The 13817-nt window shown below is 68.5% G+C and carries 9 protein-coding genes and 1 pseudogene; 6 read left to right on the top strand and 4 right to left on the bottom strand.

Annotation, left to right across the window (positions count from 1 at the left end; genetic code table 11):
- Position 1 precedes the first annotated feature (1 nt).
- From gmhB to C1704_RS16280, 3 genes are read left to right on the top strand one after another with little or no spacing between them, the layout of a single operon-like run.
- On the top strand, positions 2–640 hold the full coding sequence (gmhB, locus tag C1704_RS16290) for a D-glycero-beta-D-manno-heptose 1,7-bisphosphate 7-phosphatase (protein WP_104303797.1): 639 nt from the start codon (positions 2–4) through the stop codon (positions 638–640).
- Positions 640–1407: a lysophospholipid acyltransferase family protein gene (locus C1704_RS16285; protein WP_104303835.1), complete on the top strand. Its 768-nt coding sequence runs from the start codon at positions 640–642 to the stop codon at positions 1405–1407. The genes gmhB and C1704_RS16285 overlap by 1 nt, the downstream gene beginning before the upstream one ends.
- A gap of 17 nt (positions 1408–1424) precedes the next feature.
- Positions 1425–2336 (top strand): M48 family metallopeptidase, encoded by a 912-nt coding sequence (locus C1704_RS16280; RefSeq protein ID WP_104303796.1) that lies wholly within the window; start codon positions 1425–1427, stop codon positions 2334–2336.
- A 3-nt stretch (positions 2337–2339) separates the two neighbouring features.
- Here the strand turns inward: C1704_RS16280 and C1704_RS16275 are convergent, their stop codons facing one another.
- Positions 2340–3245 (bottom strand): DMT family transporter, encoded by a 906-nt coding sequence (locus C1704_RS16275; RefSeq protein WP_104303795.1) that lies wholly within the window; start codon positions 3243–3245, stop codon positions 2340–2342.
- A gap of 80 nt (positions 3246–3325) precedes the next feature.
- Here C1704_RS16275 and C1704_RS16270 point away from each other — a divergent pair, with 80 nt between their 5' ends.
- The gene (locus C1704_RS16270) at positions 3326–4246 is read left to right on the top strand and encodes a LysR family transcriptional regulator (RefSeq protein WP_104303794.1); all 921 of its coding nucleotides are present in this window, start codon (positions 3326–3328) and stop codon (positions 4244–4246) included.
- On the opposite strand, the gene C1704_RS16265 is transcribed toward C1704_RS16270, so the two are convergent.
- Positions 4198–5307, bottom strand: a complete 1110-nt coding sequence (locus C1704_RS16265; RefSeq protein WP_104303793.1) for an ABC transporter substrate-binding protein — start codon at positions 5305–5307, stop codon at positions 4198–4200. The genes C1704_RS16270 and C1704_RS16265 overlap by 49 nt on opposite strands.
- Positions 5308–5353: 46 nt before the next feature.
- Positions 5354–6475 (bottom strand): ABC transporter substrate-binding protein, encoded by a 1122-nt coding sequence (locus C1704_RS16260; RefSeq protein WP_104303792.1) that lies wholly within the window; start codon positions 6473–6475, stop codon positions 5354–5356.
- Positions 6476–6698: 223 nt separating this feature from the next.
- Here C1704_RS16260 and uvrA point away from each other — a divergent pair, with 223 nt between their 5' ends.
- A complete protein-coding gene (uvrA, locus tag C1704_RS16255; protein ID WP_104303791.1) occupies positions 6699–12392 on the top strand; it encodes an excinuclease ABC subunit UvrA in 5694 nt (1897 codons plus the stop codon).
- A gap of 96 nt (positions 12393–12488) precedes the next feature.
- Positions 12489–12686 (top strand): annotated as a pseudogene (locus tag C1704_RS16250) (DUF4172 domain-containing protein); the annotation flags it as partial.
- Positions 12687–13018: 332 nt separating this feature from the next.
- Here C1704_RS16250 and C1704_RS16240 read toward each other — a convergent pair.
- On the bottom strand, positions 13019–13510 hold the full coding sequence (locus tag C1704_RS16240; RefSeq protein ID WP_146076102.1) for a hypothetical protein: 492 nt from the start codon (positions 13508–13510) through the stop codon (positions 13019–13021).
- Positions 13511–13817: the final 307 nt, after the last annotated feature.

Genomic DNA, 13817 nt, shown 5'->3' with positions numbered 1-13817 from the left:
CGTGCCCAACCCGCGCCCCGTGGAACGACAGCTCAAGCTCGTGGTGCTCGGTCGCGATGGGGTGTTGAATCGCTACCGTACCGAGCATGTGGCCCAGCCCGAGGAATGGGAGCCCTTGCCCGGCGCGCTGGACGCCGTGGCTCGCCTCAACCATGCTGGCTGGCATGTGGTGGTGGCGACCAACCAACCCGGACTGGGCACGGGGCTGCTGGACATGTCCGGCCTGAATGCGGTGCACCTGCGCATGAACGAACTGCTGGCGCGGCAAGGGGGCCGGGTGGACGCGGTGTTCATCTGCCCCCACACGCCCGAGGATGCCTGCGACTGCCGCAAGCCCGCACCCGGTCTGCTGCTCAAGATCAGTGAGCGCTTCAATGTGCCGCCGGCCGAAATGGTGGTCGCCGGCGATACCCTGCGCGACCTGCAGGCGGCCCAGGCGGCCGGCTGCCAACCTCATCTTTTGCGAACCGGTCGCTGCGAAGGCATGAGCGATGAGGACTTTGCCGCCCTGGCTGCGCAGGTGCCGGGCACGCAGGTACACGACAGTCTCGAATCCCTGGCGCAGTGGTTGATCCTGCACGACCGCGAGACACGGGGCGAGACCACCGGCACAAGTTCCGGCTTTGGAGGTTTGAGTTGATCAAGGTCTTGCGTTCCACCCTGTTCGTGCTGTGGATGATCGTCACGGTCATTCCCTGGGCGCTGGGGGTGCTGGTGATGTCCATCTTCGTGCGCGGCAACCCGCTGTACTGGGCCTGCGTGGGATGGTTGAACCTGGTGATGTGGGGCGCTCGTGTCATCTGTGGTGTGCGTGCGCGCGTGCAGGGCATGGAGAACCTGGGCGACCAGGCCGTGATCCTTGCGTCCAAGCATCAGTCCACCTGGGAGACCTTCGCCTTTCCGTGCCTGATGAGCCATCCGCTGTGCTACGTCTTCAAGCGCGAGCTCCTCTACATCCCTTTCTTCGGCTGGGCGATGGCCCGGCTCGACATGATCCACATCGACCGCAGCAAGCGGGCCGAGGCCTGGAACAAGGTGGCCGAGCAAGGGCGGCGGCTCATGGCGCAGGGTAACTGGGTGATCATGTTCCCCGAAGGCACCCGCACCCCCCGGGGTGACCAGGGGGTGTACAAGTCGGGCGCCACCCGCCTGGCCGTCACCACGGGCGTGCCAGTGGTGCCGATCGCCGTCACCTCGGCGCGTTGCTGGCCGCGCAAGTCCTTCGTGCTGACGCCGGGGGTGATCGACGTGTCCATCGGCAAACCCATCCCCTCGACGGGCCGCGAGCCCGACGAACTCATGCGTGAGGTCGAGGCCTGGATCGAGGCCGAGATGCGCCGGCTCGACCCCGAGGCCTACCCGCAGCAACCATCACCGGCCGCGAACGAAGCGCCGCAGCGGACCTGAGCCTATACTGCCGGCCCATGGCACGTCTGGCTCCCGGCCTCATCGACACCCGGCAGTTGTCGCTGTTCTTCGGCGCGGAGCCGCCGCCTCCGCAGGATCCCGTTGCGGTGATCGTCTCGACTCCCGCATCGGACCCCGCGGCGGCAGACGTGCCGCGCAGCCTTCCCCCGGTGGCCTTCGCCCATCCGCGGGCCACCCACGACCTGCATCTCGACGGCCACCGTGTGGCCTATGCCTTGCGCCGCGCCAAGCGTCGCTCCATCGGCTTTGTGGTGGGCCCCGAAGGCCTGACCGTGAGCGCACCGCGCTGGGTGGGCCTGGGCGAGATCGAGGCCGCGCTGCGCGAAAAAGCGCGTTGGATCCTGCGCAAGCTGGCCGAGCAGAACGAGCGCAACCACCGGCTGCAGCAGGCCCGGGTGGAATGGCGCGATGGCGCCAGCGTGCCCTTCCTGGGCGAGACCGTGATCGTGGTGCTCGACCCGCGCGCCACCGGCGCGGTGCTCGATACCGATGCCGAGGCCTTGCCCGGCGTGCCCCGCCTGGCCCTGCACGTGGGGCTTCCCCAGCACGCGGGCCCCGAGCAGATCCGCGACGCAGTGCAGAGCTGGCTGCAGCGCCAGGCCCGGCGCATCTTCGAAGAGCGTTGCCGGCATTTTGCCGACCGATTGGGCGTGCGTTACACGCGCCTGAGCCTCTCGTCGGCGCAGACGCGCTGGGGCAGCGCCTCGGCCGACGGCTCCATTCGCCTGAACTGGCGCCTCATCCACTTCGCTCTGCCCACCATCGACTACGTGGTGGCACACGAACTCGCGCACCTGCGCGAGATGAACCACAGCCCGCGCTTCTGGGACGTGGTGCGCTCGGTCCTGCCCGACTACGAGCACGCCCGCGGCACCCTCAAGGACACGGTGCTGCCGGTGCTGGACTGAGGTTCAGGGCCGTGAGGCCAGCATCACGCCCGTCACGGCCACGGCGCCGCCCACCAGCATGCTGGTCAGCAGCGGCTCGCCCAGCAACAGCACGCCGAAGCAGGCGCCGAACACCGGCACCAGGTTGTTGAAGACGACGGTGCGCGCCGGGCCCAGGCGCTGCACACCCTGCGAATACCAGACAAAGGCGAGCGCCGTGCCCAGCAGGCCGAGGTAGAGCGCCGAGACGATCACCTGCGGCGAGAACGCGGCCGCCTCGACCCGTGGCAGCTCGAACACGGCCACGATCATCAGCAGCGCCGTACCCCACAGCGAGGCGTAGGTGGTGGCGGCCAGGGCCGTCAGGCCCTTGAGCGCCACACGGCCGATGAGGGTGTAGGCCGCCCAGGCGCACACGCCGCCGAACATCAGCATCTCGCCCAGGCCGATGGACTGGCCCAGCGCGGCGGTCAGGTCGCCGCGCGTGATCACCACCCACACCCCGGCCAGGGCCAGGGCCACGCCCAGCCAGCGCTTGAGGCTGAGCCGTTCGTGCAGCAGCCAGGCGGCCCCGCAGATGGTCACCACCGGGTTGAGCGCGATGATCAGCGAGGTGCGGCTGGCCGGCAGCTGCGCCAGCGCGCCCAGGAAAAAGAGGTTGTAGGCAAAGATGCCGGTGGCGCCCAGGCCGAAGGTCACCAGCATCTGCCGGCGGTCCAGCCGCGGCAGGCCGCCTTCCAGCCAGCGGGCGGCCAGCAGCAGGGCCACGCAGGCCACCAGGTAGCGCAGCACCGACCCGAAGGCCGGCGGCAGGGCCAGCGCGATCACCCGCCCGGCGATGAAGGTGCCGCCCCAGATGGCCGGCACGGCCACGAGGCGGGCGTAGAGCGACCAGGGCGGCGACGAGGCGGCGAGGCTTGGGACTGACATGAGAGGATGGCAGGGAATGTGAGATGAGTCTATGCTTTTGCTATTTCATAGTGAAATGAGCAAATGCTCATGACATCGCCATGACCTTCACCCAGCTCGAAGTGTTCGCCACGCTGGCACAGGCCGGCAGTTTCTCGCGGGCTGCCAGCCTGCTGGGCATCACGCAGTCGGCCGTGAGCCATGCGCTGCGGGCGCTGGAGCGCGAGCTCGGCGTGGCGCTGTTCTCGCGCGAGCGCGCCGTGCCCGAACTCACGCCGGCCGGCGCCCGGCTGCTGGCGCGGGCGCACGAAATCCGCACGCTGCACGAAGCCCTGATCCAGGACGCCAAGGACGCCCGCGGCCTGCGCGAGGGGGTGCTGCGGGTGGGTTCGTTCGGCTCCACGTCCAGCCTGCGCATCCTGCCCGAGCTGCTGGCACGGTTTGCGAAGCAGCATCCGGGCATCGAGGTGTGCATCGACGAGGAGGACGACGACACGGTCGTGCGCTGGCTGATGGAGCGCCGGGTCGAGATCGGCTTCGTGGTGCTGCCCGATGCACGATTCGAGACCGTGCCCCTCGTCGAGGACGAGTTCATGGTGCTGCTGCCGGCGACGCACCCGCTGGCAGCGAAGACACACATCGTGGCAGCCGACCTGAACGACGAGCCCTTCGTGCTGACCGAGGCCGGTTGCGGCGAACTGATCCAGCGGCTGCTGGAAGCGGGCAAGTCCCGCCCGCGCATCCTGTACCGCTTCCCGCAGCTGCTGTCGATCCTGGGCTTCGTGGGGCGAGGTCTTGCGGTGTCGATCGCCGCCCGTCTGGCTCTGCCCGACGAATACCCCGGGGTGGTCTACCGCCCCTTGCGCCCCCGCGCCCCACGCCGCGTGGGCCTGGCCGTGCGCGACATGGCCAAGCTGTCGCCCGCCGCCCGCGCCTTTGTCGAGATGGCCAGGCGCGGAGGGGGTGGACCTGGTCAGCGTCGGAACTTGCCGTCCGGCCCGATGATGGACAGGTCGGCGTAATCGAGGCCGGTGTGGTCGGTGGGCGAGTAGTTGATTTCCATCCCGCCGATATCGAAGTTGCGGATGCTGTTCAAGGCGCTGATGATCTGGCCGCGCGAGGGATTGGGCCCGGCGCGGCGCAGGCCTTCCACCAGCACCTTCGCGGCCGCGAAGCCTTCCATCATCGCGGGCGACACTTCGGTGCCGCCCTTGGCGCGAATCAGGTCCACCGCTTCCTTCACGATGGGGGCCGAGAGCGAACGTTCGTAGGGGAAGACCTGGCTCACGATCACGCCGCGCGCGTGCTCCCCGAGCGACTTGATGAAGCCCGCCGAGGCGTTGTTCGAGAGGGTCACCACCTGGGCGCGCGAGCCGGCAGCCCGCAGCGCTTTGACGCCATCGACCACGGCGGAGCCGGAGCCGATGATCATCACGGCCTGGGCATCGGCCTTCACGATCTTGGGCACGATGGGGGCGAAATCGGGCTTGGCGCGATCGAACTTCTCCAGCACCACCGGCTGCTTGCCCACGCCATCGAAGCCCTTCTGGGCACCGGCCATGGAATCGGCGCCGAAGGAGTCGTCCACCTGCATCACGGCGATGCGCTCCAGGCCGATCAGGCTCAAGTGGCGGATGGCCCGTTCGGCCTCGCGCTGGTAGGTGGCCCGCACGTTGAAGATGTAGGGGTTGACCGGCTCGTGCAGCACCATGGCGCCCGTGGACGGCGCGACCATCGCGATGCGGTGCTCGGCCAGCAGCGGCATGATCGCCTGCGAGTGCGGTGTGCCACGGTTCAGGAAGAGCGCTGCCACCTTCTTCTCCACGATCAGCTCGCGGGCGTTCTCGGCGGCCAGCTTGGGGTCGAACTTGTCGTCCAGCGAGATCAGTTCGATCTTCTGGCCGTTCACCCCGCCGCGGGCATTCACCGCATCGATGTAGAGCAGGGCGCCGTCGGTGGTCTCCTTGACGCCGGCAGCCACGGGGCCGGAGAAACCGGCGGTCTGTCCGATCAGGATCTGGGCCTGGACGCCGAAGGCAGGAATGGCCACGGCCAGTGCCGCGGCCCAAGCTTTGAGTTGCATGGGTCTTCTCTCCTCGTGACGGGTGGGTGTTCTTGTGAAACGGGGTTCAGCGGCGGAACTTGCCGTCCGGCCCGATGATGGACAGGTCGGCGTAATCCAGGCCGGAGCGGTTGTTGGGGCCGTAGGTGATCTCCAGGCCGCCGATGTCGTACTTGCGCAGACTTTCCAGCGCCTGCACCAGGCGCGCGGGCGTGGGGTTGGGGCCCGCGCGGCGCAGGCCCTCCACCAGCACCTTGGCGCCGGCAAAGCCTTCCAGCATGGCCGGGGTCACCTCCGGGAGCCCCTTGGCGCGGGCCAGATCGGCGGCTTCCTTCACGATGGGGGCCGACAGCGAACGCTCATACGGGAAGACCTGCGTCACGATCACGCCGCGGGCGTGTTCGCCCAGCAGCTTGATGAAGCCGCCCGAGGCGTTGTTCGACAGGGTCACGACCTGCGCGCGCGAACCAGCCTCGCGGATGGCCTTGGTGCCGGCGGCCACGGTGCCGGCCGAGGCGATGAAGATCACGGCCTGGGGCTGGTGCTTGGCCACCACGGCGGCCAGGCCTGCCAGATCGGGCTTGGCCCTGTCGAGCTTTTCAAGGAACAGGGGCTGGAGCTTTTCCTTTTCCAGTCCGCGCAGAGCACCCAGCACCGAGTCAGCCCCGAAACTGTCGTCGGTCTGCAAGATGCCGATGCGGGTGATACCGATCGTGGCCAGGTGCTGGATCGCCTTCTCCGCCTCGCGCTGGTAGGTGGCGCGCACGTTGAAGATCAGCGGGTGAACCGGGTCGTGCAACACCATGGCGCCGGTGCTCGGGGCGATCAGCGGCACCTTGAATTCTTCGACCAGCGGAATGAGCGCCTGCGAATGCGGCGTACCGCGGTTCATGAAGAGGGCGATCACGCGGTCTTCGGTGAGGAGTTTGCGACCCACCTCGACGGTGACCTTGGGGTCGAACCTGTCGTCCACTGAGATCAGCTCGATCTTCTGGCCGTTCACGCCCCCGCGTGCGTTCACCGCATCGAAGTAGAGCTTGGCCCCGTCGGTGTTCTCCTTCACGCCGGGGGCCACCGGGCCCGTGAAGCCCGAGGGCTGCCCGATGCGGATCTGGGCCCAGGCGGATGACACGCACAGCGCGGCCATGAGGGCACCTCCCACCAGGCGGGCCAGGAAGGACTGCGACATACAACCGACTCCAGAGAACTGCTGACGAAGCGCGCAGTTTCACATGACCCCCCCTCTGCGCATTGTGGAAAACCACAGCGATTCCGTGCGTGTTACATACCGTTGCGTGCTTTGTGCGAACCGCGGGAGGAATGGGGGGAAGTCCCTTGTCAGCAGGCTTGTCGGAGGGCCTGCCTAGAATGCTCCGCCACCCTTGCCAGACCCCGACCGAAAGACTCCCCACATGACTTCCGGTGTCATCCGCATCCGCGGCGCCCGCCAGCACAACCTCAAGAACCTGGACCTGGATCTGCGCACCGGCGAGCTGACGGTGGTGACCGGCCCCTCGGGCTCGGGCAAGTCCAGCCTGGTCTTCGACACCCTCTACGCCGAAGGCCAGCGCCGCTACGTCGAGACCTTCAGCGCCTACGCCCGCCAGTTCCTCGACCGCATGGACCGCCCGGCGGTTGACCATGTGGAAGGCGTGCCCCCGGCCATCGCCATCGACCAGACCAACCCCGTGCGCACCTCGCGCTCGACGGTGGGCACGATGACCGAGCTGAACGACCACCTCAAGCTCCTTTTCGCCCGCGCTGCGCAGCTTTACGACCGTCAGACCGCCCGGCCCGTGCGCGAGGACAACCCCGAGACGATCCACGCCGACCTGAAGGCGCGCACGCAGGGCAGCGACCCGCGCCTGGTGGTGACCTTCCCGGTGGAGCTGCCGGCGAACACCACACCCGAAGAGATCGAGCAGTGGCTCTCGGCCAGCGGCTACACGCGCGTGCAGGCCGAGCGCGAGGTGGCCACGCCCAGCGGGCCGAGGAAGGTGCTCGACGTGGTGGCCGACCGCTTCCGCCTGGGCGGCGCCGAGAAATCCCGTGTGATCGAGGCCCTGGAAGTGGGGCTCAAGCGCGGTGGCGGGCGGGTCAATGTGTATGCGCTCAAGGACGAGGGCGAGCCCGACGTGTGGCGGTTCTCCTCGGGCCTGCACAGCCCCGACAGTGACCTGCGCTACAACGCACCCTCGCCGGCCATGTTCTCGTTCAACTCGGCCTATGGCGCCTGCGAGGCCTGCCGCGGTTTCGGGCGGGTGATCGGGGTGGACTGGGGCCTGGTCATTCCCGACCACCGCAAGACCCTGCGCTCGGGCGCCATCAAGCCCTTGCAGACGCCCGCCTGGAAGGAGATCCAGGACGACCTGCTCAAGTACGCCGGCGAGGCCGGCATCCCGCGCGACACCGCCTGGAGCCAGCTCAGCGAGGCCCAGCGCGCCTGGGTGCTGGACGGCTCGCCGCACTGGAACGGCAACTGGAACAAGCAGTGGTACGGCATCAAGCGCTTCTTCGAATACCTCGAGAGCAAGGCCTACAAGATGCACATCCGCGTGCTCTTGTCGAAGTACCGCAGCTACACCCCCTGCGACACCTGCGGCGGTGCGCGCCTGAAGCTCGAATCGCTGCTGTGGCGCCTGGGCGGCCAGGCCGAGGCCGACGAGGCCCTGGGCGGGCGCTACGCGCGCTTCCGCCCGGTGGGCGTGGCCTGGTCACAGGACCAGCTCGACGCCTTGCCCGGCCTGTGCCTGCACGACCTGATGCTGCTGCCCATCGACCGACTGCGTGTGTTCTTCGACCGCCTCGCGCCGCCAGCGGAAGCCAGGGCTGACAAGGACCCGCTGCACCTGCTGTACGACGAGATTCGCACGCGGCTGAAATACCTCTGCGACGTCGGCCTGGGCTACCTCACGCTCGACCGCCAGAGCCGCACGCTCAGCGGCGGCGAGGTGCAGCGCATCAACCTCACCACCGCGCTGGGCACCTCGCTCGTGAACACGCTCTTCGTGCTCGACGAACCCAGCATCGGCCTGCACCCGCGCGACATGAGCCGCATCAACGAGGCCATGCTGCGCCTGCGCGATGCCGGCAACACCCTGGTGGTGGTGGAGCACGACCCGGCCGTGATGCTGGCCGCCGACCGCGTGCTCGACATGGGCCCCGGCCCCGGCGAGCGCGGCGGGGCGGTCGTCTTCGACGGCACGCCCGAGGCCCTGCGCCAGGCCGACACGCTCACCGGCGCCTACCTGGGCGCGCGCAAGCGCATCGGCATCGGCATGCGCCGCCTCGTCACCGACGGCACGCCCCGCCTGGTGCTGGAAGGCGCGCGCGAGCACAACCTGCGCGGCGTGACTGTCGAGTTCCCCCTGCAGCGCCTGGTGTGCGTCACCGGCGTGAGCGGCTCGGGCAAGTCCACGCTGATGCAGGACGTGCTCTACCCCGCGCTGGCCCGCCACTTTGGCAAGGCCACCGAAACCCCCGGCGCGCACGACCGCCTGCTGGGCGCCGACTGGCTCACCGATGCGATGTTCGTGGACCAGTCGCCCATCGGCAAGACGGCCCGCTCCAACCCCGCCAGCTACGTGGGCGCTTTCGACGAGATCCGCGCGCTGTTTGCGCAGGCGCCGCTGGCCGCGCAGCGCGGCTACGGCGCCGGCATGTTCAGCTTCAACGCCGGCGACGGCCGCTGCCCCACCTGCGGCGGCTCGGGCTTCGAGCATGTCGAGATGCAGTTCCTGAGCGACGTCTACCTGCGCTGCCCCGACTGCGACGGCCGCCGCTACCGCACCGAGATCCTGGAAGTGCACCTCGACCGGCAAGCCGCCGACGGCAGCTGGCGCGCCCTGAGCGTGGCCGACGTGCTGGAGCTCACCGTGAGCGAAGCCGCCGAACTCTTCCGCAGCGACCGCGAGGTGCTGCGTGTGCTGCAGCCCCTGGTGGACGTGGGCCTGGAATACGTCAAGCTCGGCCAGCCCGTGCCCACGCTCTCGGGCGGCGAGGCGCAGCGCCTCAAGCTCGCCGGCTTCCTGGCCGAGGCGGCCAAGAACGCCACGCCCAGCAAGCAGGCGGTGGCGCGCAAGGGCACGCTCTTCCTCTTCGACGAGCCCACCACCGGGTTGCACTTCGACGACATCGCCAAGCTGATGCGCGCCTTCCGCAAGCTGCTGGACGCCGGCCATTCGCTCTTCGTGATCGAGCACAACCTCGACGTGATCCGCTCGGCCGACTGGATCGTCGACCTGGGCCCCGAAGGTGGCGAGGCCGGCGGCGAGGTCGTGTGCACCGGCACGCCCGACGACGTGAAGGCCCACGCCCAGTCGCACACCGGCCGCGCGCTGCGCGAGTACGAAGCCGCGCTGGGCCTGGGGGAGGCCCTGGCGGAAGAGGGCGCCCCGCTGCAGACCCTGGTGCGCGCGCGCCGCGCCGCCGCGCAGGCCGACGGCCTGGACGCCATCCGCATCGTCAACGCCCGCGAGCACAACCTCAAGGCCCTGAACGTCGACATCCCGCGCGGGAAGTTCAGCGTGGTCACCGGTGTGTCGGGCTCGGGCAAATCCACGCTCGCCTTCGACATCCTCTTCAACGAAGGCCAGCGCCGCTACCTCGAATCGCTCAACGCCTATGCGCGCTCCATCGTGCAGCCGGCGGGCCGGCCCGAGGTGGATGCCGTGTATGGCATCCCGCCCACCGTGGCCATCGAGCAGCGCCTGAGCCGTGGCGGGCGCAAGAGCACGGTGGCCACCACCACCGAGGTCTATCACTTCCTGCGCCTGCTGTACGTGAAGCTGGGCGTGCAGCACTGCGTGCACGACGGCGCCGAGGTGCGCCCGCAAACGCCCGAATCCATTGCCGCCCAGCTCCTGCGCGACCACAAGGGCCAGCACGTGGGCCTGCTGGCGCCGCTGGTGGTGAACCGCAAGGGCCTCTACACCGACCTGGCCAAATGGGCCAAGGCGCGCGGCCACACCCATCTGCGCGTGGACGGCGAATTCGTGCCCGTGGCCCCCTGGCCCAAGCTCGACCGATTCAAGGAACACACCATCGAACTGCCGGTGGGTGACCTCGTGATCCGCGCCGACAACGAAGCCGAGCTGCGCGAGCTGCTGGGCCGCACGCTCGAGCTGGGCAAGGGCGTGATGCACCTGCTGGCCCCGCTGGATGGCCTGAAGGGCGCGATGGCCACGGGCGCGCCCACGGGCCGCATCGGCCAGGTGAAGGTGTTCTCCACCAAGCGCGCCTGCCCGGTGTGCGGCACCAGCTACCCCGAGCTCGACCCGCGCATGTTCTCGTACAACTCCAAGCACGGCTGGTGCACCGACTGCGTGGGCACCGGCGTGCAGCTCACGCGCGAGCAGCGCCATGCGCTGGACGACACGCGGCGTGATGACGACAAGGGCCGCGAGCAGACCTTCGCCGAGCCCGAGGTGGAAGACGTGTCCGACCAGCCCTGCGGCACCTGCGGCGGCGCGCGCCTGAACCCGGTGTCGCTGGCCATCCGCTTCCGCGGCGAGTCGATCGCGCAGATTGCCGCCCGCCCCGTGGGCGAGGCGCGCCGCTGGGTCGAAGCCCTGGCGATGGAAGGCCGCGAGGCCGCCATCGCGCGCGACCTGGTGAGCGAAATCCGCAGCCGGCTCGAATTCCTGGAAGACGTGGGCCTGGGCTACCTCACCCTCGACCGCGCCGCGCCCACGCTGAGCGGCGGCGAGGCTCAGCGCATCCGCCTGGCCGCGCAGCTGGGCTCCAACCTGCAAGGCGTGTGCTACGTGCTCGACGAGCCCACCATCGGCCTGCACCCGCGCGACAACCACATCCTGCTCGACGCCCTGCACAAGCTGGGCGACCAGGGCAACACCCTGGTGGTGGTGGAACACGACGAAGACACCATCCGCCGCGCCGACCACATCATCGACATCGGCCCGGGCGCCGGCAAGCGCGGCGGCCGCCTCATCGCCCAGGGCACCGCCGGCGAACTGGCCGCGCATGCCGACTCCCTCACCGGCCGCTTCCTCTCGCGCCCGCTGGTGCACCCGCTGCAGCCGCGCCGCCCGGTGGAGCGCGGCGCACCCCGGCTGTCCTTGCGCGGCGCCTCGCTGCACAACCTGCGCGGCATCAATGTGGAGGTGCCGCTGCACCGCCTGGTGGCCGTCACGGGCGTGTCGGGCTCGGGCAAGTCCACGCTCGCGCGCGACGTGCTGCTGGCCAACGTGCAGGCCGTGGTGAACAGCCGCGGCAAGGGCCTGCCCGCCTGGAGCGGCTGCACCGGGCTGGAGGGCTGGGAACACGTGGACCGTGTGCTGGAAGTGGACCAGACGCCCATCGGCAAGACGCCGCGCTCCTGCCCGGCCACCTACGTGGGCTTCTGGGACGTGATCCGCAAGCTCTTTGCCGAAACCCTGGAAGCCAAGGCCCGCGGCTATGCGCCCGCGCGGTTCTCCTTCAACACCGGCGACGGCCGCTGCCATGCCTGCGAAGGGCAGGGCATGCGCACCATCGAGATGAGCTTCCTGCCCGATGTGAAGGTGCCCTGCGACGTGTGCCACGGCGCGCGCTTCAACCCCGAAACCCTGGCCGTCACCTGGCGCGGCAAAAGCATCGGTGACGTGCTGGCCATGGAGGTGGACGAGGCGGTGGACTTCTTCGCCTCCATGCCCAACATCGCCCACCCGCTGCAGCTGCTGAAGGACGTGGGCCTGGGCTACCTCACGCTGGGCCAGCCCTCACCCACCCTGAGTGGCGGGGAAGCCCAGCGCATCAAGCTCGTCACCGAACTGAGCAAGGTGCGCGACGACGTCACCCGCCGCGGCCAGAAGCCGCCGCACACCCTCTACGTGCTGGACGAACCCACCGTGGGCCTGCACATGGCCGACGTGGAAAAGCTCATCCGCGTGCTGCACCGCCTGGTGGACGGCGGCCACAGCGTGGTGGTGATCGAGCACGACCTCGACGTCATCGCCGAAGCCGACTGGATCCTCGACCTGGGCCCCGAAGGCGGCGTGGGCGGCGGCCAGGTGGTGGTGGCCGGCACGCCGGAAGCGGTGGTGGCGGCGGGCAGCCACACAGGGCGGGCGCTGGCGCCGGTGTTGGCGCGGGGTGGCAAGGGCTAGGGGCGCTGGCCGTACGTGCGGAGCATGCGAGGTTCAATCGCCGCAGATTCTGCGGTGATCGGCCCCCGCATGGCAGCATGGGGCTTGCGCGCCCCTCAACAGCAGGTGAAGCTGCTCCACCGCCTGCTCGACGGCTTCGACGGCAAGCTCACCAGCAGCAAGTACGCCGGCATCGCCACGTGCTCGCCCGACACCGCGCTGCGCGACATCAACGAACTGCTGGCGCGCGGCGTGCTGCGCAAGTCAGAGGGGGGACGGAGTACGAGTTATGAGTTGGGTGAGCCGCCGGCTTAGTAGGGAGCTTGGCCTGCTACCGGCAGCGCTGTGTTCCTCTCAGGAACAACCCTCCAGACGCGATGACCGCCTCCGCGCTCCGCCAAGCGCGAACATCGGAGCGGCGAGGCGCTTTGAAGTCGATGCCCATGTAGTGCGCCACTCCTCCACATTCTGGACATTTGTGGTGGTGATCTCGGTTCGACTTCGCAGCCTCAGCGTGTTGAGCAACCTGCTGCTCCGCGGGCATGAAGCGGTTGGTCGCCCCGACAAACTGGGGGCGCTTGAAGCATTTTCTGCACGCGAAGCACGCGTACTGGAGGGAAGTGCCGAGGGCTTTCAATGGGCGAGCCTCATGGATCAAGGCGCGCCGCACGCTCGCCCGGGCCACCCTCAGCGAGGTTCCCAAGAGTGGACGCTCCAACATCGGCCGCCTTGCGATACAGAAACACAGCGAGCACGGCAGCGGCGGCGTTCATGCTGAGAAGTGCGGCGGTGCGTGCCTCGCCTATGGGTACCAGCTTCAACAGCAGGGGAAATGCACCGATGCCCGAAAGAAAGAGTAGAGCCGGGGTGACAACCAAGAGTGGGAGTGTCAGCCATTGCCGGCGTAGCGCAGCGATCAGTGCAACTGCAGGCACGACGATGAACGCAATCGAGTACAGATCGCCGACCACCTGCCAAGGATGCAGGCACCACTCATCGATGGGGTCATCGCGGAGGCATTGGAGGCGGTGGTACGGAAACAGATAGCGCCCAGGCAGCAAGAGTGCTGACAGTAGCTCCACCGCAGCCAAAGCCTGCAGAAGGCGCCAAGCCGGATGCACATGCTGCTTCATGCTCATTCTCCCGTTATCAGGCTAGGAGTCGGTGTATTGAACCAACAGAACCTGCACAGGTCAGGCCGCGTGCATTGCTTATCGAGTTGCCTCAACCGCAATATGCGCCGCGAAAGTTGAGACGAATCGGCCGAGGCTTGTGAGCTCCGACAGTTCCGAATATTCACCAGTCTTCGCGGCGGTGCGAGGTGTGGCAAGCACTGCCGCGGAGCTGTAAAGATGCTCCTGGACTAGGGCGTGTTCACACTAATTGCGATGATGGTCGGGGCATTGGACACTTGGGGGCATGGAAATCACGCCCGAGCAATTCGCT

The organism is Caldimonas caldifontis, assembly GCF_002930615.1.
GTDB classification, from domain to species: Bacteria; Pseudomonadota; Gammaproteobacteria; order Burkholderiales; family Burkholderiaceae_C; genus Caldimonas; species Caldimonas caldifontis.
Note: the sequence above shows the minus strand (reverse complement) of the source record. Positions and strands in the feature narration are given on the sequence as shown.